The following is a 25,733-nucleotide window of genomic DNA, read 5'->3' as shown; positions in this document are numbered from 1 at the left end:
GCAGTCCGCTGTCAGGCACATGCCGTCACGAGGAGCCGTGTGGACGGCGGCCGGTGCGGCCGTGATCCTCGCCGCCGGCATGCTCTCGGCGACCGTCCCCGCCGCCCACGCGGCGGTGGCGGCGGCGGGCGCGACCCTGCCGTTCACCTCGGTCGAGGCCGAGTCCGCGACGACGACCGGTACGAGGATCGGCCCCGACTACACCCAGGGCACCGTCGCGTCGGAGGCGTCAGGACGCCAGGCGGTACGGCTGAACGCGGGCCAGCGCGTCGAGTTCACGGCGCCCCGCGCGGCCAACGCGGTGACCGTCTCGTACAACGTCCCCGACGGCCAGTCCGGGCAGCTCGCGGTGTACGTCAACGGGCAGAGGATCAGCGCGACTCTGCCCGTCACCTCCAAGTATTCGTACGTCGACACGTCCTGGATCGTCGGCTCCAAGACGCACCACCTCTTCGACAACGCGCGTCTTCTGCTCGGGCAGAACGTCCAGGCGGGCGACAAGGTCGCGTTCGAGGCGCAGTCCCAGGTGACCGTGGACGTCGCCGACTTCGAGCAGGTCGCGGGGCCCGCCGCCAAGCCCGCGGGCGCGGTGTCGGTGACCGACAAGGGCGCCGATCCCAGCGGGCAGGGCGACTCGACGCAGGCGTTCCGGGACGCGATAGCCGCCGCCAAGGGGGGCGGTGTGGTGTGGATCCCGCAGGGCACGTTCCGGCTGACGTCGTCGCTCAGCGGCGTCGAGAACGTCACCCTCCAGGGTGCGGGGCACTGGTACTCGGTGGTGCGCTCGTCCCGTTTCATCGACCAGTCCGCGTCGGCGGGCAACGCCCGTATCAAGGACTTCGCGGTGATCGGCGAGGTCACCGAGCGCGTCGACTCCAACCCGGACAACTTCGTCAACGGCACCCTCGGCCCGAACTCCTCGGTCTCCGGCATGTGGGTGCAGCACCTCAAGGTCGGCCTGTGGCTCATGGGCAACAATGACAACCTTGTCGTGGAGAACAACCGCATCCTCGACACCACCGCCGACGGCCTCAACCTCAACGGCAACGCGCGCGGGGTACGCGTCCGCAACAACTTCCTGCGCAACAACGGCGACGACGCGCTCGCCATGTGGTCCCTGTACTCCGCCGACACCGACAGCAGCTTCGAGAACAACACCATCTCGCAGCCCAACCTCGCCAACGGCATCGCGATCTACGGCGGCCGGGACATCGGTGTCAAGAACAACCTGATCTCCGACACCAACGCGCTCGGCAGCGGTATCGCCATCTCCAACCAGAAGTTCGCCGACCCGTTCTCACCGCTCGCCGGGACCATCACGGTCTCCGGGAACACCCTCGTCCGCACCGGCGCGATGAACCCCAACTGGAACCACCCGATGGGCGCGATCCGCGTCGACTCGTACGACAGCGCCATCGAGGCACAGGTCAACATCACCGACACGACCATCACCGACAGCCCGTACAGCGCCTTCGAGTTCGTCTCCGGCGGCGGCCGGGGCCTGGCCGCCAAGAACACCACCGTCGACCGCGCCACCGTCAACAAGGTGGGCACCGTCGTCGTCCAGGCCGAGGCGCAGGGTGCCGCCAAGTTCAGCAATGTGACGGCGACCGGGGTCGGCGCGGCCGGGATCTACAACTGCCCCTACCCGACCGGCTCCGGCTCCTTCGTGCTTACCGACGGCGGCGGGAACTCCGGCTGGAGCAGCACCTGGTCCAACTGCAACGCCTGGCCGCAGCCCGGCTCTGGCAACCCCGACCCTGACCCGGGCCGCAACCTCGCCCAGGGGCGCACGGCGACGGCGACCGGTTCCGTGGACGTCTACACCCCGGGCAAGGCGGTCGACGGGGACGCGTCCTCGTACTGGGAGTCCACGAACAACGCCTTCCCGCAGTCCCTGACGGTCGACCTCGGCTCGGCGCAGGCCGTGCGCCGCCTGGTCCTGAAGCTCCCGCCCGCCACCGCCTGGCAGGCCCGCACGCAGACCCTGTCGGTGCTGGGCAGCACGGACGGCTCGTCGTTCAGCACCCTGGTCGCGTCGAAGGACTACCGCTTCGACCCGGCGACCGGCAACACGGTGACGATCCCGGTACCGGCCGGGACGAACCCGCGCCATCTGCGGGTCCAGGTGACGGCGAACACGGGGTGGCCGGCGGCCCAGCTGAGCGAGCTGGAGGCGTATCTGTCCTGACCCGGCAGGGGTGGGCGGGCCCGTACCCCGTGGTCCGCCCACCCTCTTAGGACAGCACCTGGCCTATTGCGCGCCTACCGTCACCGTCGGCAGCCACACACCGACGAAAGGACTGCGATGCCCGAGCAGAGCAGCGCCGCGCCCCAGGGCTACACCACCGTCGCACCCTGGGTCGTCACCGACGACACGGGTGCCTTCCTCGACTTCGTCACCGAGGCGTTCGGGGGAGAGGAACTGGGACGGGTGCGGACGGAGGACGGCCTGATCGGCCACGGCGAGATCCGCGTCGGCGACACCGTCGTCCTGGCCTTCGACCGGCACGCGGACTGGCCCGCCATGCCGAGCCTGCTGCACGTGTACGTGGCCGACGCGGACAAGACACTCTCGCTGGCCGTCGCCGCCGGAGCCCGGATCGTCACCCCGCCCGCCGACGACGCCTTCGGCAAGCGCGGCGGCCGGATCAAGGACCCCTTCGGCAACATCTGGTGGGTGACGAGCCACGTCGAGGACCTGACGGAGGGCGAGATGTGGCAGCGCCTCCAGGAGCCGGTGTACGCGGAAGCCATGCGCGTGGCCCAGGAGACCCTTGACTCCGAACTGTCCGGCCGGGTCGAGGGCCAGAGCAGCGCGCCCGTCAGACCGACCCACTGACCCGCCACAAACTCCCCTGTACCGCCGGACTTCAGCTTGGCGACATCTGTCCCTTCCCAGACGTTCGGTGCGCTTGGAACACTCGCTCCACTCGTGTTCCATCCGCAACCTGTCCGGACAAGAGGTCTCCCGCAGATGTCAGAACTCAACCGGCGCCGTTTCCTCCAGCTCACTGGCGGCACCGCCGCCTTCACCGCGCTCTCGCAGAGCATCGACCGCGCCACCGCCATCCCGGCCCGCCGCCGCACCGGCACCCTGCGCGACGTCGAGCACATCGTCGTCCTGATGCAGGAAAACCGTTCCTTCGACCACTACTTCGGTGCGCTCAAGGGCGTACGCGGCTTCGGTGACCCGCGCCCTGTGACGTTGCCCAGCGGAAAATCCGTCTGGCACCAGTCCGACGGCACGAAGGAGATCCTTCCGTACCGGCCCGAGTCCGACGATCTGGGCATGGAGTTCCTTCAGGGCCTTGCCCACTCGTGGCCCGACGGTCACAGCGCCATCAACAAGGGCCGTTACGACAACTGGATCCCCGCGAAGTCCGCCGGGACCATGGCCCATCTGACCCGCAAGGACATCCCCTTCCACTACGCGCTCGCCGACGCGTTCACCGTCTGCGACGCCTACCACTGCTCCTTCATCGGCGCCACCGACCCGAACCGCTACTACATGTGGACGGGCCACACCGGCAACGACGGCACGGGCGGCGGCCCGGTCCTCGGCAACGAGGAGGCGGGCTACGGCTGGACCACGTACCCCGAACGCCTGGAGCAGGCGGGCGTCTCCTGGAAGATCTACCAGGACGTCGGCGACGGCCTGAACGCGGCGGGCCACTGGGGCTGGATCAACGACGCCTACCGGGGCAACTACGGCGACAACTCGCTGCTCTACTTCAACCAGTACCGCAACGCCACCGCCGGCGACCCGCTGTACGACAAGGCCCGCACCGGCACCGACGCCAAGAACGGCGACGGCTTCTTCGATCTGCTGCGCGCCGACGTGAAGGCCGACCGGCTGCCGCAGATCTCCTGGATCGCCGCCCCGGAAGCCTTCACCGAGCACTCCAACTGGCCGTCGAACTACGGCGCCTGGTACATCTCGCAGGTCCTCGACGCGCTCACCTCGAACCCCGAGGTGTGGAGCAAGACCGCGTTCTTCATCACCTACGACGAGAACGACGGCTTCTTCGACCACGTCGTCCCGCCCTTCCCGCCGTCCTCCGCGAACCAGGGCCTGTCGACCGTCGATGTCGCCGCCGACCTGTACGCAGGTGGCAGGGGCTACGGCGCCGGGACCTACGGCCTCGGCCCGCGCGTCCCGATGCTCGTCCTGTCCCCGTGGAGCAAGGGGGGTTACGTCTGTTCCGAGACCTTCGACCACACCTCGCTCATCCGCTTCATGGAGGCCCGCTTCGGCGTCCACGAGCCTCAGATCTCGCCGTGGCGCCGCGCCCTGTGCGGCGATCTGACGTCGGCGTTCGACTTCGACCGTACGGATCAGCGCCCGGCCCGGCTGCCGGACACCGACGCCTACCTCCCGCCGGACAACGACCGCCACCCCAGCTACCTCCTCAAGCCGCCCGCCAGCCCCAGCCTCCCCAAGCAGGAGCGCGGCACCCGCCCCACCCGCCCTCTCCCGTACACGCCCCACGTCGACGGCGCCCTCGACCCCGCCACCGGCAAGTACGCGCTCACCCTCACGGGCGGCGACAAGGCGGGCGCGGCCTTCCTCATCACCTCCGGCAACCGCACGGACGGCCCCTGGACCTACTCCACCTCCGCGGGCCGCACCCTGACCGACGCCTGGAACTCGGTGTACTCCCAGGGCAGTTACGACCTGAGCGCACACGGCCCGAACGGTTTCCTGCGCACCTTCCAGGGCCCCGGCAAGGTCGCGGGCCCGGAGATCACGGCGCGCCACGACGCCCGCACCGGCAACCTCCGCCTGACCCTGACGAACGCGGGCGCGAAGACGGTCCGCCTGACGCTGTCCCACGCCTACGGAGGCCGTCCCGAAACCCTGAAGGTCGCGCCCGGCGCCACCGTCACGCACACCGTGAACCTGGCCCGGAGCAGGCGCTGGTACGACCTGACCGTCGTCTCCGACCACGACACCACGTACCTGCGGCGCCTCGCCGGCCACGTCGAGACGGGCCGCGAGGGGGTGAGCGACCCGGCGCTGCGCACGGACTGACCGGGCGGTGACCGGATCGCCGGGGACCGGGGCGGCCCGACGGGCAGGCGACGGTCCCCGGCGATCCGGATTCCCTGCCCGCTCGGCCCGCCGTCCGTACGGCTCAGGCCGGCAGGTTCGTGTCCACGACGAAGCTGATCTCGATGAGCTGGCCCGGGAACGTCAGTTCTGTGATCCCGACGACCGTGCTGGCCGGGTGGTGGTCGCCGAAGTACGCCAGATTGCCCCGCGCCACCGCATCGGCGTTCCGCCGCAGGTCCACCATGTACAGCGTCTGCGTGATGATCTGGTTGCGGGTCGCACCGTAGTGCTTGAGGATCGTGTCGAAGTTGGCGTAGGTCTCGGAGAGTTGGGCCGCGAAGTCGTCCGCGTGGACGAAGGTGCCCTCAGCGTCCAGGGAGAGCTGTCCGGACACATGGATCAGGGCGCCAGACCTGATCGCCTGCGCGTAACCGAAGTCGCTCTCGGCCGGCACATTGTGGTGGTAGACGTCGGTGGTGGCGGTCTCGGTGGTGGTCATGTTTCTCGTCCCTCGGGTCTCTCTAGCCGCTCTCTTGTGGTTACTCAGGAACTGTAGGAGAGTGAGCCCCGACCTGGAAGAACGCACTTTTCAGTAACTGAGGAACCTCATGGTGACCAAGAAGTACACGGGCTCGCCCGAGGACGCCGACCTGCGCCGCGCCGACTCCCTGGCACGCGAGATCTTCTCCGACGTCGCCAACAAGTGGGCGTTCCTGATCATCGAGGCGCTGGGCGAGCGCACCCTCCGCTTCAGCGAACTGCGCAACGAGGTCGAGGGCGTCAGCCACAAGATGCTCACGCAGAACCTGCGCATGCTGGAGCGCTACGGCCTGGTCGACCGCACCGTGCACCCCACGGTGCCGCCCCGCGTCGAGTACACCCTCACCGAACCCGGCCAGGCCCTGCGTGCCACGGTCGACAGCATGTGCGGCTGGACCCACCGCTACCTCGGCCACATCGACGCGTCCCGCAGCCGCTTCGACGCCTGAGACGGCGCCCGGGAGGGCCGTCCTTCTCCCGGGCGCCGCCGTCCGGCTGTCCGGATCCTCGCTACTCCTTCAGCACCGCACGGATCGCGGCTTCGACGTGCGTGGCCGTGTTGGCGTGGCCCGCGGCGTTGGGGTGCACGAGCGTGGCCCGGTTGCCGTCGGAGCACTCCAGCGTCATGACGCCGAGGTCCAGTTCGCTGGGCCAGTAGGTGCCCGCCTGCCCGCAGACGCCCTCGACCCACTTCGCCGCCCGGGGCTGGCACAGGTCGTGGCCGACGCTGGAGGTGGCGGTGTCGACGTAGTGGCCGCCGGACAGTTCGGTGATCGCCTGGATGAGGGCGTTGAGGTGGGTGGTCACCTCGTGCAGCCAGGCGATGTCCCCGTGCGTGACCGAGAGCAGCCCGAATCCCTTGATGGAGGCAGCCAGTTCGCTGGTGTCCTTACGGTCGCAGCCCGAGGGGTCCTCGGGGACGATCGTGGGGTAGCCGACGGTGACGATCTTGGCGTTGGGTGCCTTCTGGTGCACGTCGCGCAGCATGGCCGCGTACTCCCGTGTGACCCGGTCGTACTTGTCGTGGATCGACTCGGGGTCGAGCACCGAATCGCCCGCCTCGTAGGCATCCCGGCAGGGGGTCGCCTCGTCGGGCTGGTCGAATCCGGCCAACAGGCAGGACGGGAGGATCTTGCCGAAGGGCAGGCTGTTGCCGCCGACTCCGATCGTGACCACGTCCGTGGTCGTTCCCAGGCCGGCACGGTCCACCTGGGTGGCGACGCCGGGCCAGCCGTTCTGGGGCGGCTCCACGGGGCTGACGGGGGTCTGCCGCTGCGCGGCGATCTCCGGGATGGTGGCGGCGCCGCAGCTCACGTCGGTCAGCTTCACCTGGCGGCCCGCGGGCGGGCCGGCGGTGAGCTTGCGCTCGACGAGGTACGGGTAGGCGCCGGTCGTACGGTCACAGCCGTCCCGGTCCGCGGAGCCCAGCGCCGGGAGCGGATCACCGACGAAGATCCCGGCGGTGTAGGAGTCACCGAGGGCGGCCCACCGCACGGGCTCCGGCGCCGCCGACACCGCCGCCGAAGCCGTCGCCGGCACCGCGGCCGTGAGCGTCAGTACGGCCACCGCGCCCAGTGCGAGCCTCCGGACCGCGGTCGAACCCGTCAATGCCCTGACGGCTCCCTTCCGTCGGCGCGGCGCTGATCTGGACATCTTCATGAGAAACATGCACCTCTCCTGCTGTTGCGGGCCCAAACGGGCGACTGCACAGAGGACTTAAGCAGTCACTTTCGGTGACACGCCGAGCGCGGTGCGTCAGTTCACCACTCCGTGTCCATGAGGGGGTATGAGGCATCAGGCCGACGCGCCATGGGTATCGGCGCGCACACCGACGGATAATGACGTGATCGCCGGCCGCCCCGCTGACTAGCATCACCAGGCATGAACCCCACCCATCGCCCCGCGGGCGTCCCGGACAATCCTGCCCTTGACGGGCTTGAGGAGAAGTGGTCAGGGCGATGGGACGAGCGGGGTGTATTCGCGTTCGACCGGGAGCGGGCCCGCAGCCGGGACGACGTCTTCTCGATCGACACCCCGCCGCTCACCGCCAGCGGCTCCCTGCACATCGGGCACGTCTTCTCGTACACGCACACCGACACCGTCGCCCGCTTCCAGCGCATGCGCGGCAAGGAAGTCTTCTACCCGATCGGCTGGGACGACAACGGTCTGCCCACCGAGCGCCGCGTCCAGAACCACTACGGCGTCCGCTGCGACCCCTCGCTGCCGTACGAGGACGGCTTCACCCCGCCCGAGAAGCCGGGCAAGCGGCAGATCCCCGTCTCGCGCCGCACCTTCGTCGAGCTGTGCGAGCGGCTGACCGCCGAGGACGAGGCCGCGTACGCGCGGGTCTGGCGGCGGCTCGGCCTGTCCGTCGACTGGACCCGCCCGTACCGCACGATCGCCGCCGACACCCGCGCCATCTCGCAGCGCACCTTCCTGCGTGACCTCGCGCGCGGCGACGCGTACAAGGCGGAGGCGCCGACCCTCTGGGACGTCACGTTCCGCACCGCCGTCGCCCAGGCCGAACTGGAGGACCGGGAGCGCCCAGGCGCCTACCACCGCATCGCCTTCCACCGCCCCGGCGGTGACCCGGTCCTCGTCGACACGACCCGGCCCGAGCTGCTGCCCGCGTGCGTCGCCCTCGTCGCCCACCCGGACGACGAGCGGTACGCGGGCCTGATCGGCGGCACCGTCCGCACCCCCCTCTTCGACGTCGAAGTCCCCGTCCTCGCCCACCACTTGGCGACCCCGGACAAGGGCACCGGCATCGCCATGGTCTGCACCTTCGGTGACACGACCGACGTCGTCTGGTGGCGCGAACTGCGCCTCGCCACCCGCCCGGTCATCGGCTGGGACGGACGCTTCGTCCCCGACCCACCGCCCGGCGTCGGTACGGACGCGGCCCGCGCGGCGTACGCGCGCCTCGCCGGAGCGACCGCCCACACCGCGCGCGAGCACATCGTCGAACTGCTCCGCGCGAGCGGCGACCTGCACGGCGAACCGCGACCGGTCGTCCACGCCGTCAAGTTCTACGAGAAGGGCGACCGGCCCCTCGAAATCGTCACCACCCGCCAGTGGTACCTCCGCAACGGCGGCCGGGACGCCGAACTCCGCGACCGGCTCATCGCCCGCGGCCGGGAGCTGACCTGGCATCCACCGCACATGCGGATCCGCTACGAGAACTGGGTCGCCGGGCTCAACGGGGACTGGCTCGTCAGCAGGCAGCGGTTCTTCGGAGTTCCTGTCCCCGTCTGGTACCCCCTCGACGCGGACGGCCGCCCCGACCACGACCACCCGCTGCTCCCCGACGAGTCCGCGCTCCCCGTCGACCCGAGCAGTGACACACCGCCGGGGTACAAGGAGGAACAGCGGGGCGCGGCCGGTGGGTTCGCGGGCGACCCCGACGTCATGGACACCTGGGCCACCTCGTCGCTGACCCCGCAGATCGCGGGCGGCCTGCTCAAGGACCCCGACCTGTTCGAGCGGGTCTTCCCGATGGACCTCCGCCCGCAGGCCCACGAGATCATCCGCACCTGGCTGTTCTCGACGGTCGTCCGCTCGCACGCCGCGCACGACACCCTGCCCTGGCGGCACGCGGCCATCTCGGGCTGGATCCTCGACCCGGACCGCAAGAAGATGGCCAAATCCGCCGGGAACGTCGTCACGCCCGGCGATCTGCTCGTCCGGTACGGGTCCGACGCGGCCCGCTACTGGGCGGCGAGCGCCCGGCTCGGCACCGACACCGCCTTCGACGCCGGCCAGTTGAAGATCGGCCGCCGGCTCGCGACGAAGATCCTCAACGTCGGCCGGTTCGTCCTCGGCCTCGGCGAACCAGGCCCCGGCGCGACCGTCACCGAGCCCCTGGACCGGTCCCTGCTCACCGCCCTCGCCGGCACCGTCCGCGAAGCCACCGCCGCCTTCGACGACTACGACCACGCCCGCGCCCTGGAACGCACGGAACAGTTCTTCTGGCGCTTCTGCGACGACTACGTCGAACTGGTCAAGGCGCGGGCCTACGGGGACCCGGGCGCGGAGACGGGCAGGGACTCCGCGCTGCTCGCCCTGCGTACCGCGCTCGACACCCTGCTGCGGCTGTTCGCGCCGTTCCTGCCCTTCGTCACCGAGGAGGTCTGGTCGTGGTGGTCGGAGGGTTCGGTCCACCGGGCTCCGTGGCCGAGTGACGGCGGGGACGGTGACGGTGGGGACGCCGGGCTGCTCGTCACCGCTTCGGAGCTGATCGCCGCCGTCCGCAAGGCCAAGTCGGAGGCCCATCTGTCGATGCGCGTCGAGGTCGCCCAGGCGGTCGTCTCGGGTCCGCGCCCCGCCCTGGACCGCTTCGCCCGCATCGAGGCGGACATCCGCGCGGCGGGCCGCATCGGCACGGTCACGCGGGAGGAGACGGAGGGGGAGCTGAGGGTCCGGGTCGAGCTGGGGCCGTGACGCACGGCCGCGTGCCTGTACGGGGCCGTGAACCATGGCAGTTCACGACCCCGTAGAGACCCGTAGAGACCCGTAAGCCGTATCGGGTCACTTGTCGTCGTGCTTGAGCGAGTCGCGTACGCCCTTGGCCTTGTCGCGACCGCTCTGGGCGGCGTCCCGGACGGTGCCCTTGGCCTTGTCCGTCTTGCCCTCGGCCTGCATACGGTCGTCGCCGGTCGCCTTGCCCATCATTTCCTTGGCCTTGCCTTTGGCCTTGTCCTTGGCACCTTCGCCCATGACGGCTCCTTGGTTCGCGTTCGCGTCGAACTGGGGGACGTCTGCCACGCTAGGCGCGGTCGAAAGCCTGCGCATCTCGGGTGTCCGGGTCCGGCTGGGCGGGGATTCCGGGGGCCGGAATATGGGGTGCCGGAACCGGCGGAGCCGTCGGTGGCTGGTCGGGCGGCCGGATCTCGCGGGGTCTGCGGGCCAGGATCACCACCCCGCGTGCCGCCGCAGCCGCGCCCACCGCGGCGAGGGCCAGCCCCGCGATCCCGCCCTGGAGGCGTTCGCCGAGCAGGGTCAGTCCGATGATTGCCGCCGCGACCGGGTTGGCCAGGGTGACGAGGGCGAGCGGGGCGCCGAGCCCGCCACGGTAGGCGGTCTGGGACAGCAGCAGGCCGCCCATCGCGAAGGCCGCCACCAGGACCGCCACCACGATCACCCGGGCGCTCAGCAGCGGCCCGGCCCGGTCCGTCGCGGCGACCGTCACCGTCTGCGTGAGCGCCGACGCCACCCCCGACGCGAAGCCGGACGCGGTCGCGTGCCGCAGCCCCGGGCGCGCACCCCGCCGCGAGAGGAGCCCGATCAGGACGGCGGTCACGCCGGCCACGGCGACCGCCTCGGGCAGCGACAACGTGTCGTCGGGCGCGGGCCCCGACGCGGTGATCAGCAGGGCGGCCAGGCCGAGCAGCGTCAGCGCGGTGCCGCGCCACTCGACGCCGCTCACCCGCCGCCCGGCGATCCGCGCGCCCAGCGGCACCGCCGCCACCAACGTCAGCGCGCCGAGCGGCTGCACCAGCGTGAGTGGACCGAAGGCGAGGGCCGTGACATGCAGCAGCGCCCCGCCCGCGTTCAGCAGGACCGACCACCACCAGGCACCGGTGCCCAGCAGCCGCACCAGCCCGGTGCCGGTGTCGGCGGTACGGGCGGCGAGACGCTCCTGGGCGACGGCAGCGGCGGCGTACGCGACGGCGGAGAGCAGGGAGAGCGCTACGGCGACGAGGGTGGCGTTCACCGTCCGACTCCGACTCCGACTCCGGCCCCGGCCCCGGCCCCGGCTTCGGCTCCCGAGATCCCGGCTGGGGCCGCCCCGCCGAACGGCACCGCGTCCGCTCTCACCAGGCCGACCCGCCGGGGCGACGCCGTACCGAAGCGCCGTACCACCGCCAGCGCGCCCCCGAGCAGCACCGCCGCGACCACCGCGTCGAGCCAGTAGTGGTTCGCCGTGGCGACGACCACGAGCAGGGTGATCAGCGGATGCAGCAGCCAGAGCCACCGCCACCGGGACCGGACCGCGGCGATCAGGCCGATCGCGACCATCAGCGCCCACCCGACGTGCAGCGACGGCATCGCCGCGAACTGGTTCGCCATCGTGTCCGCGCGCGGGGCGGCCCCGTACACCGTCGGCCCGTACACCTGCCCGGTGTCCACCAGACCCGTCAGTCGCAGCAGGCGCGGCGGGGCCAGCGGGTAGGCGAGGTGCAGGACGAGCGCGGCGGCCGTGAGGACGGCCAGGACGCGCCGCGCCCGGACGTAGTGGGCCGGGCGGCGCAGATAGAGCCAGACCAGGAACAGGGCGGTCGCCGGGAAGTGGACGGCCGCGTAATAGGTGTTGGCGAGGTGGATCAGTGTCTCGCTGTGCAGGAGCGCGCCCTGTACGGCGCCCTCGCCGGGCAGCCGCAGGGCCCGCTCGGCGTCCCAGACGTGACGGGCGTTGCGGAACGCGGCCTCGGTGTGGCCGGTCGCCAGTTGCCTGCCCGCCTTGTAGACGGCGAAGAGCCCGACGACGAGCAGCAGTTCCCGCAGGAGCGGCGGGCGGTCGGGGGCGGAACGGGCCGCGCGGGCGCGGACGCCGCGGACCGTGGCCGGTGGATCACCGGGTATGTCCGGGTCCGGCGCGGAAGGCTCGGTGCGGGAATCCATCCCCCGGCCCCTTTGCTGACGTGAGAGTGGCGGTGCGGTGAACGGGCGCCGGCCGCTTCACCCCGGTGGGGTGGCCCGGCCGACGCCTATCGATACGACAGTGTACCGATACGGTCGCGTACCGGTACACTGGCGTATCGATAGGGTGTGGGGCCTGCCGTCACATGCCCGTCTGCCGTGCGACGCCTGGCACGCACGCTCGCGGCGTTGCCGAAAGGCCCACGTAGCGCCGCTACGAGGACCTTCCGGCGCCTTGCGATCGCACGCACCAGACGCCGCCCGGCCCGCCCTACCGGGCGAACGACGGGCATGTGACGCAGGCCCCAGGGCCGCCGGAGCGAGGAGAAGAGCCATGACGTCGCGGGCAGCAGAGGCACCGGCACAGGCACCGGTCCCGTCGCGCCGCTCCAAGATCACGCCGGAGCGGGAGCGCGAGTTCTACGAGGCCGCGCTCGACCAGCTCCGCGCGTGCGGGTACGAATCGCTGACCATGGAGGGCATCGCCGCCCGCTCCCGGTGCAGCAAGTCCACGCTCTACCGGCAGTGGAAGACCAAGCCCCAGTTCGTCGCCGCCGCGCTCCGTTCGAACCGGTGCGCGCGCTTCGTCGACATCGACACCGGCAGCCTCGCCGGCGACCTCCGCGCCGCCGCGGTCGCGGCCGGTGACAGATCGGGCGACGACACCCAGCTCATGCACGCGGTCGGCCACGCCGTCCTGCACGACCCGGAGCTGAAGCGTGCCCTGCTCGAAGCCCTGGTCGAGCCGGAGGTCACGGCGATCGACGCGATGCTGAGCCGCGCCGTCGCACGCGGTGAGATCGCCGCGGACCACCCGGCGGCGGCGTTCGTCACCGCCCAGCTGTTCGGCGTCCTGCGGGCACGGCCCGTCCTGGAGGGGCGGTACGCGGACGCGGAGTACATGGCCCGGTTCGTCGAGGCGTCGGTGCTGCCCGCACTCGGGCTCACCTCAAGCGCGGCCGAGCACTCCGCCGAGCACCCCGCCGGGCACGCGGCCGACGTGTCCGGCTCACCCACCGCCCCCGCAGGGGGCACCTGAACGACAGGCCGCCGTCGCAAGGGATGACCGGACGGCGGCCTGCCCGCGCCGCACCGTGGGGACGGGGGCGGCGCGCCACCCGGACCGGGCGGACCCTCCCGCAGGGGAGAGGCCCCGCCCGGTCCGCCGTGTCCCCGGCCGGACCGGGCTGTCGGGGCTCATGCCGGGGCTCAGGCCTCCTGACCGTTGCCCGTGCCCTCGGGCGCCTTCTTGATGCCCTCCCTGATCTCGTCCATCACGGACAGCTTCGGCGCCTTGTCACTGACGTCGAAGCCGGAACGGACCAGCACGATCCGGTCCTTGCTCATGGGGGACGGGAAGGCCAGCGACTCCACGTACCCGTCGTCGCCCTTGCTCGTGACGACCTTCCAGCGGATCAGATAGCCCTTACCGCCCGCGACCGTCACCGCCTTCGACTCCAACTCGTCGTGCGAGCTGATCTTTCCGTACGCCTCCCCGCCGTAGGACTCCTCGGCGTTCTTCTCGATGTCCGCCCTGGCCACCGCCTCCGCCGTCGTCTGCGTCAGCTTGAGCGCCGCCGCCGGAGCCGAGAACACCCCGCCCCGCACACACTGCGTGGACGTGTCACCGGGGCACTTGTACGCACCCGTGGACACCTCGGCGCCCACATAGCCCGACTGCCCGGTCCAGCCGTCCGGCACCGGCAGACTGATGCCGCTCGCCGCGTCGGTCGCGAAACCGTCCTCGCTCGGCGGCACCGACGGCATACCGGACGGCGGCGGTGTGCCAGGTGTCCCCGGCTCCCGGGGTGTGTCGCCCCGGCCGCCGGGCGACGACGCGCCGGGCGAAGGCTCCACCGCCGTACGGTCCTTGCCGTCGTTCCCGCCGTCACCGGCCGTCAGGGCGTACACCCCGCCGCCTATGCCCGCCAGCACGACCAGCGCCACCACCGCGCCCGTCACCGCGCGGACCTTCTTCTTGCGCCGCTGGTCCGGCGCCGGGGCACCGGGCGGATAGGCGGGCGGATACGCGGGCGGACCCCACACGGCGTCCGACCCGGCGGCGCGGGTCTGTTCCGTCCACACACTGCCGTCCCACCAGCGCTCGGTGGGCGGGCCGTCACTTGTCTGCCCGGGGTCGGGATACCAGCCGGGAGGAGTCACCTGGGTCATACCGCAACAGTAGGAGACGTGCCTGAAATCCCCATGAGAGCCCCAGGAAAAGCGACCGCCCGGACATGCCTTAGCGTCTCGGGCACGTCACCGCAAGTCACTTCACCCAACTCGGGCGGACCTCGTCCGACCCACCCGCATCGGGCCTCCGGCCAGCTAATCTCAAGGGTCTGTACATCGATAGGGCGACCTCGGGAGGTTGCGGGATGACGCAGCGACGGCCGGCACGGGGCGTCGTGGCTCCGCTGTGGGAGCGTGACACCGAGATCGCCGCTGCCACGGAAGCCGTGGATCTGCTCTGCGCGGACCCCGGTTCGCCGGGCAGCCTGCTCGTCTTCTCCGGCGAGGCGGGCATCGGCAAGACCGCGCTGCTCGCCCAGGTCCGCCGGATGTCCGAAGGCCGCTGCACGGTGTGGTCGGCACGCGGCGGCGCCACCGTCACCTCCGTACCGTTCAACGTCGTACGGCAGTTGCTGCAACCCGCGCTGCTCACCCTCTCGCCCGAGGAGACCCGGGACCACCTCGGCAGCTGGTACGACATCGCGGGGCCCGCGCTCGGCATAGCCTCGCCCGGCGAGGGGCAGGCCGACCCGCAGGGTGTCTGCGAAGGTCTGGTCGTCGCCGTCCGGCGGCTCGCCGAGATCGAGTGGCCGCTCGTGCTGCTCATCGACGACGCCCACTGGGCCGACCAGGAGTCCCTGCGCTGGCTCGCCGCCTTCGCCGAACGCCTCGACGACCTCTCGGTGTTCGTCGTGGTCGCGCACCGGCAGGGCGAGGCCGTGGCCGAGAGCGCCCACTTCCTCCAGCGGATCGGCGCCGCGGCGCGGCCCAGTTCCACGCTGCGCGCCCTCACCCCGGACGCGGCTGCCGGACTCACCCGCGCCACACTCGGCGAGCACGCCGACGCGCCGTTCTGCCGCGAGGTGTGGGCGGTCACCGGAGGCAATCCGTACGAGACCGTGGAACTCCTCGCCAAGGTGCAGGACAGCGGCCTCGATCCGGTCGAGACGTCCGCCGCCGAACTGCGTGCCCTCAACAAGTCGGCGCGCGGCCTCGGCCTTGTCGCCCGGCTCGAAGGGCTCGGCACCAAGGCGACCCGCCTCGCCTGGGCCGCCGCCATCCTCGGCACCCGGATCTCGCTCGGACTGGCCGCCAAACTCGCCGGACTGTCGAACGAGGAGGCCGAGCACTACGCGCAGGTGCTGCGGAACGCCCGTATCCTCACCGTCGCCGACGGCGGCTCCGTCGGCGCGGGCGGCGACAGCCTCACCGGCGACGGCCTCACCGGCGGCGACGAGTTGGAGTTCGTGCACCCGCTGATCGCCGGTGCCGTCTACGAGTCCATCCCGACCGCCACCCGCACCGCGTTCCACGGCGTGGCCGCGACGGAGGTCACCCTGTCCGGGCGGGGAGCCGCGGCGGCGTCGCGGCACCTCCTCGAAGTCCACCCGGACGACGATCCCCAACTCGTCGGGCAGCTACGGCAGGCCGCCCGCGAACACCTCGCCGTCGGCGCGCCCGACGCGGCCCGGCGCTGTCTCGAACGGGCCCTGGAGGAGCCGCCGTTGCCCGAGGTCCAGGCCCGGGTGCTGTACGAACTCGGCTGCGCCACCCTGCTGACCTCGCCCGTCACCACGATCGGGCATCTGCGGGACGCCCTCGCGATCCCGGGGCTCGAAGGCGACACACGCGTGGACGCCGTCTGCCGACTCTCCCAGGCACTCGTCCACAACGGCGAGCTGGAGGAGGCCGTCGGCGCGGTCGACGCCGAGGCCGAACGGCTGCCGCCGGGACCCGCGCGGCTGAGGCTCCAGGCCATGCACTACATGTGGGAAGGCATCCACGCCGGTGAGGAGGATTCACCCGGCCGGTCCCGCAGCCTCGCCGCGCTCGCCGGACCCCTCACCGGACGCGACAACTCCGAACGCGCCCTGCTGATACTCCGCGCCTACGACGCCATGAACCGGGGCGAGAGCGCCGAGTCGGTCGTGGAACTCTGCGACCGCTCCCTCGTCAACGGCAGCCTCGCGCCCGGTCTCGGCTGGACCGACACCGAGTGGGGCTTCGAACTCCTCGTGATGCTCGGCGCCTCGTACACCTTCGCGGACCGGCTCGACCGTGCGCAGAGTCTGTTCACGGAGGCGCTGCGGGCGTATCAGGCGGCGGGCTGGAGCGGTGGTCATCTCGCGCTCGCCCAGGCGTTCGTCGGATTCGTGCACCGCAGACGCGGGCGGCTCAGCGAGGCGGAGGGCTATCTCCGGGAAGCCCTGCGGCTCGCCGACCGGGTCGGGCGCGGGCTGCCGATGCACTGGGACGCGGCGTGCATGCTCATCGACACACTGCTCGCCCGCGGCCATGTCGACCAGGCACTGGAGGTCGCGGACCGCTACAACTTCGCGCCGCCGTACCCGTCGACCGTCGTCATGCCCGACGTCCACTCCGTACGCGGACGGCTGCTGATCGAGGCCGGGCGGGTCAAGGAGGGCGTGAACGAGCTGGAGGCCGCCGAGAAGGCGGCGGCGGCCCGGGGCCGGCACAACACGATCATGGCGCCGTGGGCCGCGGATCTGGCCCGCGCCCTCGCGAAGGACGACCCCGGCCGGGCGGCGGCGCTCGCCGCGGACGCCCGCGCCCAGGCCGAACGGTTCGGTACCGACACGGCCATAGGGGAGGCGCTGCGGTGCGCTGCCGCACTGGAGACCGGTCAGCGCTCGGTCACCCTGTACGCCCAGGCCGCGGCCTACCTTGAGGCATCACCCTGCGCCTACGAACACGCGGTCGCCCGCGTCGACTACGGCATCGCCGCCAGGTCCGTCGCGGAACTCACCCGGGGTCTGACGCTGGCGAGATCCTGCGGGGCGGATGCGGTGGTGGCACGGGCGGAGGAGGTATTGGCGACCGGGCGGGGACTGCGCTGAGACGCTCCGCTGCCGGGGCGGGGCAGGTCGGGGGTCAGGACGGGGGTTCCTCGTCGAGTGTTCTGCGGGCCACCGCGAAGGCCGCGTTGGCCGCCGGTACGCCGCAGTAGACCGCTGTCTGCATCAGGACGGCGGCGATCTCCTCGGGGGTCAGGCCGTTGCGGCGGGCCGCCCGGGTGTGCATCGCCAGTTCGTCCAGGTGGCCGTGGGCCACCAGGGCCGTGAGCGTGATCACGCTGCGCTCCCGGCGTGACAGTGTCGGATCGGTCCAGATCTCCCCCCACGCGTACCGCGAGATGAAGTCCTGGAACCGCGCCGTGAAGGCGTCCGTACTCGCCTGCGCCCGGTCCACATGCGCGTCACCGAGCACCGCACGCCGTACCGCGATCCCCTGACCCGGCTCCCCGTCGAAGTGTCCCCGCAGCGCGGCGAGTACGGCCCCCGGTCGCTCCGCCGGTGCCAGATGTGCGGCGCCCGCCAACTCGGTGAGCGACGCACCGGGCACCGCGTCGGCGATCTCCCGCAGATGCGGCGGCGGTGTCGCCGTGTCCTCGCGCCCCGCGACCAGCAGGGTCGGCGCGGTGATCGTCGGCAGGGCGTCGCGGATGTCGTACGCGGCCAGCGCCTCGCAGCATGCCGCGTACGCCTCCGGATCGGCCCGCCGGTTGTCCTCGACCAGCGCGGGCACCGTGAACCCCGGAGTGAACCACCGCGTGGGCGCCGTCTCCGCGACCGGACCCGTACCCTCACGCCGTACCAGCGCGGCCCGCTCCCGCCACGGCTGCGCGCCGCCGAAGTGCGCAGACGAGCACAACACCGCAAGCCGCTCGACCCGTTCGGGGTGATGCACCGCGAGGTGCAGCCCCACCGCGCCGCCGAGCGAGACCCCCGCGTACGAGAACCGGTCGATGCCCAGCGCGTCCGCGAGCGCCAGAACCAGCGCCGCCAGATCGGCGACGGTGGCGCCCGGCCCGATCAGTCCGGCGGGGGAGCCGCCATGGCCCGGCAGGTCCCAGCGGACCACCCGGTGCGTGGTGGAGAGTTCGGGGGCGACCGCGTCCCACAGGGCCAGCGAGGTGCCCAGTGACGGGCCGAGGAGGAGTGGGGGAGCGGTGGTTGGTCCTTCGGCGCGGTGGTGGAGCAGTGCTGTGTCGGTCATGAGCGCTCCAGAGCGCGATCGGTGAGGGTTCCTGCGGAGCCCGTGTAGGCGGTCGGGTCGGTCAACTCGTTGAGATCCAGGCCGAGTTCCGCGAGGTCGGGTTCGGCGGCCAGGATGTCCGCGAGCGGGCGGCCCTCGGATGTGGCACGGCGGGCCGCGTCCGTGAGGAGCGCCTTCGCGCGCGACCGGCCGATGCGGGGGGCGAGTTCGGCGGACAGCCGCTCGGAGACGATCAGTCCGTGGGTGAGGTCGAGGTGGGCGCGCATCGTGGCCGGGTGCACCTGGAGCCCTTCGGTGAGGGTCACCGCGTCGTGCGCCGCCCCGCCCACCAGTCGGAGCAGGTCGCGCAGCGGCTCCCACTCGGCGTGCCAGGCACCGGCCGGCCGTTCGTCCTCGGCGGCGACACAGCCGTAGAGGGTGGCCGCGAGGCCGGGGGCGCGGCGGGCCGCCGCCGCGATGAGGGTGGCGCGGACCGGGTTCGCCTTGTGCGGCATGGCGGAGGAGGCGCCGCCGGTGCCTTCGGTGATTTCCGCGATTTCTGTGCGGGTCAGGGTGAGGACGTCCGATGCGATTTTGCCCAGGGCGACGGCTGTGAAGGTCAGGGTGGCGGTGAGGTCGGCGAGGGGGGTACGGAGGGTGTGCCACGGCAACGGTGGTTCTGTCAGGGCGAGTTCGTCGGCGTAGATTCCGGGGAGCTGGTCCCATGGGGTTGTGCCCACCCGTCCCGCCATGCGGGACGCCTGCCCACAACGAGTTGGGGTGGACTCGGCGCGACCGGTGGGGAAGAGGTCGGCGTGATGGGCCGGGGAGGACTCGTCGCGACGGGTGGGGAAGGGGTCGGCGCGACCGGTGGGGGAGGACTCGGCGTCGTGGGCTGCGTATGTGGCGAAGGCTGCCAGTGTTCCCGCTGCTCCCCCCAGCTGCGCCGGCAACCCCTCCCGCACCGCCCTCAACCGGTCCCGCGCGTCCAGTACCAGCCACCGCCAGCCCGCCGCCTTCAGGCCGAAGGTCGTCGGGACCGCGTGCTGGGTCAGGGTGCGGCCCGGCATCACCGTGTCGCGGTGGGCCGTCGCCAGACGGGCGAGTGCGGTCTCCGTGCGGGACAGGTCAGCGAGGGTCAGGTCCAGGGTGCGGGACGCGACGAGCATCATCGCGGTGTCGAGGATGTCCTGACTGGTCGCCCCCCGATGGACGTACGGCCCGTACTCCTCGGGCACCGCCGCCGTCAGATCCGCGACCAGAGGGATCACCGGGTTGCCGCCGGCGCGGGCCCGCAGCGCGAGGTCCCGGGCGTCGAAGCGGGCGGTGTCCCCGGCCGCCGCCGTCACCGCGCGGGCCGCCTCGGCGGGCGCGAGCCCGACCGCCGCCTGGGCCCGCGTGAGCGCGGCCTCGGCGTCGAGCAGCGCCCGCAGGAACGCGCCGTCACCGGTCGCGGCCTCGGCGGCCGAACCGGCCCGCCCGGGAGCCAGCAGACCCGCGTCGGACTCCATCGATGTCACGGAAACTCCAGGAAGACCGTTTCGCCCTCGCCCTGAAGGCGGATGTCGAAACGGTACGTCCGGTGCGGTCCCGGTCGCGCGACCAGCGTGGCCCGCCGCTCGTCCGGCAGCGCGTCGAGGAGCGGATCGGGACCGTCCGCCAGATACACGCGGGTGAAGAGATGGTGCAGCAGTCCTCGGGCGAAGACGCACACGGCGATGTACGGAAGTCCCGCATGGCCAGGTGCGGCCCCGGGCTCCAGCGTGAACAGCGCGAAATGGCCGTCCGCGTCGGTCGCCACCCGCCCGAAGCCCGTGAAGTCGGTGCCGTTGCGGCCCAGATGGCCGCCTGTCGTCGTGTCCCGGCGCAGCGACCCGGGGGCGCCCTTCAGCGACCCTTCCGGGTCCGCCTGCCAGAACTCAAGGAGCGCGTCCGGCACCGGATCACCGGCACCGTCGAGGACGTGACCGTGCACGGTGACCGTGCCGGGGTGGCCCTTGGGCGCGATCTGCTCGCCCTCCGGGAAGGGCAGCGCATAGCCGTAGAAGGGGCCGACGGTCTGTGCGGGGGTGGGCAGCATGGCAGTCAGCGGCCTTCCTCGATCCAGGTGGCGGACGGACCGTCGAGGACGATGTCCCACTCGTAGCCGAGCGAGAACTCCGACCGCGACAGGTCATGGCGGTAGGCGGCGACGAGGCGCTCGCGTGCCGCGGTGTCGGTCACGGACCGCAGGATCGGGTCGTAGGGGAAGAGGGGATCGTTCGGGAAGTACATCTGGGTGATCAGCCGCTGTGTGAACGCCGAGCCGAACACCGAGAAGTGGATGTGCGCGGGCCGCCACGCGTTGTCGTGGTTGCGCCACGGGTAGGCGCCCGGCTTGACCGTGGTGAAGGAGTAGCGGCCGTCGTCGTCGGTGAGGGTGCGGCCGACGCCGGTGAAGTTCGGGTCGAGCGGCGCCGGGTGCTGGTCGCGCAGATGGGCGTACCGGCCGGAGGCGTTGGCCTGCCAGATCTCCACGAGCTGGCCGCGCACCGGGCGCCCCTCGCGGTCCAGGAGCCGTCCGGTGACGGTGATGCGCTCGCCGAGTGGTTCGCCCTGGTGCTGCACCGTGAGATCGCTGTCGGTCCCGGTGATGTCGGTCGCGCCGAACACCGGCCCGGACAGCTCGACGGCCTCCGGGTCCCCACCGCCCACCGCGACCAGCGGCTGCCGGGGATGCCGCAACGCGGAGCTGCGGTACGGGGCGTAGTCGCGCGGCGGATGGTGCCGTACGGGGGCGCCCGCCGCGCGGGACTTGTCGTACGCGTCCTGGGCGTCGGCGATCTCGACGTCCATGTCCTGCTGGGTGAGCGTCATGGGAGACCGGCCTCCTTACTTACCGTTCGATGGCTGACGTTCGGTGGCTGACGTTCGATGGCTAGCGTTCGATGACGAGGGCGAGGCCCTGGCCCACGCCGATGCAGAGGGTCGCCACACCCGTGCCGCCGCCCCGGCGCGCGAGCTGATGGGCGACCGTTCCGGCGAGGCGGGCCCCGGAGGCGCCGAGGGGGTGTCCGAGCGCGAGGGCTCCGCCCTGCGGGTTGAGGACCGCCGGGTCGAGGTCGGGCCACTCCGCGACACAGCCGAGCACCTGCGCGGCGAAGGCTTCGTTCAGCTCAAGCGTGGCCAGGTCTGCGAAGGTGCGGCCCGCCTTGGCCAGCGCGCGCCGGACGGCCTCGACGGGCGCGAGACCGAAGTAGTGCGGTTCGCTCGCGGAGACGGCGGACGCGGAGATCCGGGCGAGCGGTTCCCGGCCGGTCGCCGCGAGGCCTTCGTCGTCCACGAGGAGGAGCGCGGCGGCGCCGTCGTTGAGCGGTGACGCGTTGCCCGCCGTGACCGTCCCGGCCCTTCCGTGCTCCGCCTCCGTACGGAAGGAGGGCTTCAGCCGGGCCAGCGCCGCGAGGCTCGTGTCGGGGCGTACCGACTCGTCGCGGACGACCACGATCGGCTCGCCCTTGCGCTGCGGGATCGTGACGGGGACGATCTCGCCGTCGAAGAGGCCGGCGGCCTGGGCGGCTGCGGCCTTCCGGTGGGACGAGAGCGCGTAGGCGTCCTGCTGCTCGCGGGTCAGGCCGTGCTTGTCGGCGACGAGTTCGGCGGACTCGCCCAGGGGGACGGTCCACTGCGGGTCCATCGCCGGGTTGACCATGCGCCAGCCGAGCGTGGTGGAGTACAGCTCGGGGTGGCCGGCGGGGAAGGGCCGGTCGCTCTTGGGCAGGACGTACGGCGCGCGGGTCATCGACTCGACGCCGCCCGCCACCACGACCGAGGCGTCGCCGAGTGCGACGGCGCGCGCGGCCTGGACGACGGCTTCGAGCCCCGAGGCGCAGAGCCGGTTGACGGTCACGCCGGGCACGGTGACCGGGAGCCCCGCGAGCAGGGCCGCCATCCGGGCCACGTTCCGGTTCTCCTCACCGGCGCCGTTCGCGTTGCCGAGGTACACGTCCCCGATCCGCGCCGGGTCCAACTCCGGTGTCCGGGCGAGGAGTTCACGGATGGCGTGGGCCGCCAGGTCGTCGGGGCGTACGGCGGCGAGGGCGCCGTTGTAGCGGCCGACCGGGGTGCGTACGGCGTCCAAGATGTAGACGTCCCGGACCGTTCGGCCGGCGCTCATGACGTGACCCCTTCTGCGAAACGGACCTTGGCCCCGGTCCGCTCCCGCACCTCGTCCGCGCTCACTTCGGGCGCCGTCTCGATCAGCAGCAGCCCGTCCTCGGTGACGTCGAGGACGCCGAGTTCGGTGATCACCCGGTCCACACAGGCACGCCCGGTCAGCGGCAGATCGCACTCCTCGACGAGTTTCGGCCTGCCGTCCTTGGCGGTGTGCGTCATCACGACGAGGACCGTCCGGGCGCCGTGCACGAGGTCCATCGCGCCGCCGATCCCGGTGATCAGCTTGCCCGGCACGGCCCAGTTGGCGAGGTCGCCGCGCGCCGACACCTGCATCGCGCCCAGCACCGCCACATCGATGTGGCCGCCCCGGATCATCGAGAACGACAGCGCCGAGTCGAAGAACGAAGCGCCGGGCAGGACCGTGACGGTCTCCTTGCCCGCGTTGATCAGATCCGGGTCCACCTCGTCCTCGCCCGGGTACGGGCCGGTGCCGAGGATGCCGTTCTCCGACTCAAGAACCACTTCCACGCCCGGCGGCAGATGGTTCGGGATGAGCGTCGGCAGCCCGATCCCCAGGTTCACGTACTGCCCGTCGCGCAGCTCGCGTGCCGCGCGCGCCGCCATCTCCTCACGCGTCCACGCCATCACGCGCTCACCGTCCTGTTCTCGATCCCCTTGTCCGCCGCCTCTTCCGGCGTCAGCGCGATCACCCGCCGTACGAACACACCGGGGAGATGCACCTGGTCCGGATCGATCGCGCCCGGCTCCACCAGCTCCTCGACCTCGGCGATCGTCACGCGGCCCGCCATCGCGGCGAGCGGATTGAAGTTGCGGGACGACTTCGCGAACACCAGGTTCCCGTGCCGGTCGCCCCGCGCCGCGCGCACCAGGGCGAAGTCGGTACGGATGCCCCGCTCCATCACGTACTCGACGCCGTCGAACACCCGGACCTCCTTCGGCGGCGACGCGAGGGCCACACCGCCCTGGCCGTCGTAGCGCCAGGGGAGGCCGCCCTCGGCGACCTGCGTGCCGACACCCGCCGGTGTGAAGAACGCCGGGATGCCCGCGCCGCCCGCCCGCAGCCGCTCCGCGAGGGTGCCCTGCGGGATCATCTCGACCTCCAGCTCACCGGCGAGGTACTGGCGCGCGAACTCCTTGTTGGCGCCGATGTAGGACCCGGTCACCCGGGCGATCCGGCCGGCCGCGAGCAGCACCGCGAGCCCGGAGCCCATCGCCCCGCAGTTGTTCGACACCACCTTCAGGCCGTCGACGCCCCGCTCATGGAGGGCGCGGATCAGGACGTTCGGTACGCCCGAGAGACCGAAGCCGCCCACCGCGAGGGACGCGCCTGCGCTCACGTCCGCCACCGCTTCGGCGGCCGACCCCACCACCTTGTCCATGTGCGACGCCCCATCCCGTGTCCCGAGTATCCCGAGTCCCGCATCAGATAGTCAGGGCACTGACTATTTTCCGAAGTGCCGGTCACGTTGCCATCTGCGGGCCTGGTCGTCAATACTCGCTACCCACGCTCGGTATTGTTCAGTGTGCCGACAAAGTCAGCCAGCCGGATCAGCGGCATCGGGAGCGGAGGACCTTCATGGGCGCGGTGGACATCGGCACCCATCCCGGGCATCTGGCCCGGCGCCTCCAGCAGGCGCACTACCTGCTGTGGAACACGATGGTCTCGGAGGAGATCACCTCACCGCAGTTCGCGGTCCTCAACACGCTCGTCGCCGAGCCGGGGCTCGATCAGCGGACGGTGGGGGAGCGGGTCGGCCTCGACCGCTCCACGATCGCCGAGGTGATCAGCAGGCTCAGCAGGCGCGGCCTCCTCGACAAGGTGCGGGACCAGCGGGACGGCCGCCGCTTCCTGCTCCGCCTCACCGACGAGGGCGTCCGGACGCATCGCAAGCTGACCCTGCGTACGGCCAGGATGAACCAGGTGTTCCTCGGGCCGCTCACGGAGGACGAGCAGGCACAGTTCTTCACGCTGATCCGCAAGGTCGCGGACGCCGCCGAGGGCCTGCGCAACCCGGCGGAACCACTCGCGGCGAAGGGCGCCTGAACGGACGCTTCAGGAAGGGCGCGGCAGGCCGAGGGCTCAAGCCTTCGCCAGCACCACCCACACCTGCCCGGCGGCGAAGTTCACCGGAGCGCCGTCCGCCGTCGTGAACTCGGTGCCCTCGTCCGCGCTCGGGCGGCTCCACCGGACGTCGTAGGAGCGGCCGTCGCGCAGCACTTCGGCGGTGCCCGAGCCGACGGTCTCGCTGTACGGCGAGTTGTTGCCGAGGAAGTCGTGGAACGCGGACTCGCGCACCTTGACGTGCTGCACGACCACCGTCGCCGGCGCCAGGTCCTTGCCGTCGGTCGTCCGGGCCCTGGTGCCGTCCATCGAGACCAGCCAGCGCCCCCGGTCGGCTGACCACGTGAACGTGAAGCGCGCCGCCGGGAACTTCACCGTCCGCTGCTTCACCGCCTTGCCGCCCGACGGCGCGGGACCCGTGCGGAACCCGGTCTGCGCCAGGGCCGCCGCGCCCGCCGCCTTGTCCATCACCTTGTCCGGGCGGAGATAGAGATTGTGCGGGGCGGGCTTGTTCAGGCCCCGGTAGTAGGCCGCGTCCGCCTTCTCCGGCGGTACGGCCCTCAGCGGCGCCTTGTCGATCAGGGGCAGCAGCTTGGACTGCGCGCCGGAGAAGGCCAGCGTCGGATCGTGGAACTGGGCGAGCAGTTCGAGGTCGGTCTCCCGCGCGCTGCGCACCGGCCCGACGGTCTCCGGCAGCCGGGTCGCGTACACCGCCATCAGCCGGCTCAGACCGGCCTCCACCTGCTCCGCGTACACGATGTCCGCCGCGTCGAGCCCGGTCTGCGGGCGGGCCGGACCGACGTTGTCGATCTTCACGGCGAGTACGGGGGGTGCCGTCGGCGTCGGGGTGGGGCTGGTCTCGGGGCTCGGCGACACGGACGCGCGGGGCGTCGAGGCGTCGGCCCTGGGCGGCGCGGTGCCGCTGTCCACCGTGCACGCCGACACCAGGGCGGCCAGTGTCACCGCGAGGGCGGCCCCGTACCGGAGGCGAGCGACGTGCCGTATGCGCGCGGACGGTCTCATACGACCTGCACC

At 71.8% G+C, this 25,733-nt stretch carries 22 protein-coding genes; 8 read left to right on the top strand and 14 right to left on the bottom strand.

Translation table 11 applies throughout. From position 1 onward, the window contains the following. Window positions 1-19 precede the first annotated feature (19 nt). The 3 genes from ACIQNU_RS34900 to ACIQNU_RS34890 all read left to right on the top strand — a co-directional run bounded on the left by ACIQNU_RS34900 (window position 20) and on the right by ACIQNU_RS34890 (window position 5,035). The gene (locus tag ACIQNU_RS34900) at window positions 20-2,191 is read left to right on the top strand and encodes a discoidin domain-containing protein (RefSeq protein WP_401374179.1); all 2,172 of its coding nucleotides are present in this window, start codon (window positions 20-22) and stop codon (window positions 2,189-2,191) included. Between the two features lie 117 nt (window positions 2,192-2,308). Then, window positions 2,309-2,842 (top strand): VOC family protein, encoded by a 534-nt coding sequence (locus ACIQNU_RS34895; protein WP_401374024.1) that lies wholly within the window; start codon window positions 2,309-2,311, stop codon window positions 2,840-2,842. Window positions 2,843-2,977: 135 nt separating this feature from the next. Continuing rightward, complete coding sequence (locus ACIQNU_RS34890) at window positions 2,978-5,035, top strand: phosphocholine-specific phospholipase C (RefSeq protein WP_401374022.1); 2,058 nt, start codon at window positions 2,978-2,980, stop codon at window positions 5,033-5,035. A 103-nt stretch (window positions 5,036-5,138) separates the two neighbouring features. On the opposite strand, the gene ACIQNU_RS34885 is transcribed toward ACIQNU_RS34890, so the two are convergent. Continuing rightward, window positions 5,139-5,555, bottom strand: a complete 417-nt coding sequence (locus ACIQNU_RS34885) for a Rid family hydrolase (RefSeq protein ID WP_401374020.1) — start codon at window positions 5,553-5,555, stop codon at window positions 5,139-5,141. Window positions 5,556-5,664: 109 nt separating this feature from the next. Between ACIQNU_RS34885 and ACIQNU_RS34880 the strand changes: the two genes are divergently transcribed. After that, window positions 5,665-6,045 carry a winged helix-turn-helix transcriptional regulator gene (locus tag ACIQNU_RS34880; RefSeq protein WP_401374018.1) on the top strand — a complete coding sequence of 127 codons (381 nt, stop codon included), beginning with the start codon at window positions 5,665-5,667 and terminating at the stop codon, window positions 6,043-6,045. A 61-nt stretch (window positions 6,046-6,106) separates the two neighbouring features. Here ACIQNU_RS34880 and ACIQNU_RS34875 read toward each other — a convergent pair whose 3' ends face one another. After that, window positions 6,107-7,204 carry an SGNH/GDSL hydrolase family protein gene (locus ACIQNU_RS34875; protein ID WP_401374016.1) on the bottom strand — a complete coding sequence of 366 codons (1,098 nt, stop codon included), beginning with the start codon at window positions 7,202-7,204 and terminating at the stop codon, window positions 6,107-6,109. Window positions 7,205-7,477: 273 nt separating this feature from the next. Here ACIQNU_RS34875 and valS point away from each other — a divergent pair, with 273 nt between their 5' ends. Next, window positions 7,478-10,036 carry a valine--tRNA ligase gene (gene valS, locus ACIQNU_RS34870; RefSeq protein ID WP_401374014.1) on the top strand — a complete coding sequence of 853 codons (2,559 nt, stop codon included), beginning with the start codon at window positions 7,478-7,480 and terminating at the stop codon, window positions 10,034-10,036. Window positions 10,037-10,123: 87 nt separating this feature from the next. Here valS and ACIQNU_RS34865 read toward each other — a convergent pair whose 3' ends face one another. From ACIQNU_RS34865 to ACIQNU_RS34855, 3 genes are read right to left on the bottom strand one after another with little or no spacing between them, the layout of a single operon-like run. Next, entirely contained in the window at window positions 10,124-10,312 is a 189-nt protein-coding gene (locus ACIQNU_RS34865; protein ID WP_401374013.1) for a CsbD family protein, read from the bottom strand. A gap of 49 nt (window positions 10,313-10,361) precedes the next feature. Continuing rightward, window positions 10,362-11,309 carry a DMT family transporter gene (locus tag ACIQNU_RS34860; RefSeq protein WP_401374011.1) on the bottom strand — a complete coding sequence of 316 codons (948 nt, stop codon included), beginning with the start codon at window positions 11,307-11,309 and terminating at the stop codon, window positions 10,362-10,364. Beyond that, entirely contained in the window at window positions 11,306-12,217 is a 912-nt protein-coding gene (locus ACIQNU_RS34855; RefSeq protein ID WP_401374010.1) for a phosphatase PAP2 family protein, read from the bottom strand. The genes ACIQNU_RS34860 and ACIQNU_RS34855 overlap by 4 nt, the downstream gene beginning before the upstream one ends. A gap of 352 nt (window positions 12,218-12,569) precedes the next feature. On the opposite strand from ACIQNU_RS34855, the gene ACIQNU_RS34850 reads away from it, so the two are divergent. After that, the gene (locus ACIQNU_RS34850) at window positions 12,570-13,274 is read left to right on the top strand and encodes a TetR/AcrR family transcriptional regulator C-terminal ligand-binding domain-containing protein (RefSeq protein WP_401374008.1); all 705 of its coding nucleotides are present in this window, start codon (window positions 12,570-12,572) and stop codon (window positions 13,272-13,274) included. 170 nt (window positions 13,275-13,444) lie between these two features. Here the strand turns inward: ACIQNU_RS34850 and ACIQNU_RS34845 are convergent, their stop codons facing one another. Further along, window positions 13,445-14,407: a DUF2510 domain-containing protein gene (locus ACIQNU_RS34845; protein WP_401374006.1), complete on the bottom strand. Its 963-nt coding sequence runs from the start codon at window positions 14,405-14,407 to the stop codon at window positions 13,445-13,447. 206 nt (window positions 14,408-14,613) lie between these two features. Between ACIQNU_RS34845 and ACIQNU_RS34840 the strand changes: the two genes are divergently transcribed. Next, window positions 14,614-17,325: an ATP-binding protein gene (locus tag ACIQNU_RS34840; protein WP_401374004.1), complete on the top strand. Its 2,712-nt coding sequence runs from the start codon at window positions 14,614-14,616 to the stop codon at window positions 17,323-17,325. A 34-nt stretch (window positions 17,326-17,359) separates the two neighbouring features. Here the strand turns inward: ACIQNU_RS34840 and pcaD are convergent, their stop codons facing one another. The 7 genes from pcaD to ACIQNU_RS34805 all read right to left on the bottom strand — a co-directional run bounded on the left by pcaD (window position 17,360) and on the right by ACIQNU_RS34805 (window position 24,015). Further along, entirely contained in the window at window positions 17,360-18,484 is a 1,125-nt protein-coding gene (pcaD, locus tag ACIQNU_RS34835; RefSeq protein WP_401374003.1) for a 3-oxoadipate enol-lactonase, read from the bottom strand. Continuing rightward, window positions 18,481-19,974 (bottom strand): adenylosuccinate lyase family protein, encoded by a 1,494-nt coding sequence (locus ACIQNU_RS34830; protein ID WP_401374176.1) that lies wholly within the window; start codon window positions 19,972-19,974, stop codon window positions 18,481-18,483. The genes pcaD and ACIQNU_RS34830 overlap by 4 nt, the downstream gene beginning before the upstream one ends. A 5-nt stretch (window positions 19,975-19,979) precedes the next feature. Continuing rightward, window positions 19,980-20,543, bottom strand: coding sequence for a protocatechuate 3,4-dioxygenase subunit alpha (pcaG, locus tag ACIQNU_RS34825; protein WP_401374002.1), 564 nt, complete (start codon window positions 20,541-20,543; stop codon window positions 19,980-19,982). Window positions 20,544-20,548: 5 nt separating this feature from the next. Then, window positions 20,549-21,319, bottom strand: coding sequence for a protocatechuate 3,4-dioxygenase subunit beta (pcaH, locus tag ACIQNU_RS34820; protein WP_401374000.1), 771 nt, complete (start codon window positions 21,317-21,319; stop codon window positions 20,549-20,551). A gap of 61 nt (window positions 21,320-21,380) precedes the next feature. Beyond that, on the bottom strand, window positions 21,381-22,616 hold the full coding sequence (locus tag ACIQNU_RS34815; RefSeq protein WP_401373998.1) for a thiolase family protein: 1,236 nt from the start codon (window positions 22,614-22,616) through the stop codon (window positions 21,381-21,383). Next, window positions 22,613-23,260: a CoA transferase subunit B gene (locus ACIQNU_RS34810; protein ID WP_401373997.1), complete on the bottom strand. Its 648-nt coding sequence runs from the start codon at window positions 23,258-23,260 to the stop codon at window positions 22,613-22,615. The genes ACIQNU_RS34815 and ACIQNU_RS34810 overlap by 4 nt, the downstream gene beginning before the upstream one ends. Continuing rightward, complete coding sequence (locus tag ACIQNU_RS34805; protein WP_401373995.1) at window positions 23,260-24,015, bottom strand: CoA transferase subunit A; 756 nt, start codon at window positions 24,013-24,015, stop codon at window positions 23,260-23,262. Before ACIQNU_RS34805 ends, ACIQNU_RS34810 begins: the two co-directional genes overlap by 1 nt. Window positions 24,016-24,212: 197 nt before the next feature. On the opposite strand from ACIQNU_RS34805, the gene ACIQNU_RS34800 reads away from it, so the two are divergent. Beyond that, window positions 24,213-24,680 carry a MarR family winged helix-turn-helix transcriptional regulator gene (locus tag ACIQNU_RS34800; RefSeq protein ID WP_401373994.1) on the top strand — a complete coding sequence of 156 codons (468 nt, stop codon included), beginning with the start codon at window positions 24,213-24,215 and terminating at the stop codon, window positions 24,678-24,680. A 36-nt stretch (window positions 24,681-24,716) separates the two neighbouring features. Here the strand turns inward: ACIQNU_RS34800 and ACIQNU_RS34795 are convergent, their stop codons facing one another. After that, window positions 24,717-25,721, bottom strand: a complete 1,005-nt coding sequence (locus tag ACIQNU_RS34795) for a DUF3048 domain-containing protein (protein ID WP_401373993.1) — start codon at window positions 25,719-25,721, stop codon at window positions 24,717-24,719. Window positions 25,722-25,733: the final 12 nt, after the last annotated feature.

The organism is Streptomyces sp. NPDC091292, from assembly GCF_044757265.1.
In the GTDB taxonomy this organism is placed as follows: Bacteria; Actinomycetota; Actinomycetes; order Streptomycetales; family Streptomycetaceae; genus Streptomyces.
This window is presented reverse-complemented; position numbering and strand designations above follow the sequence as displayed.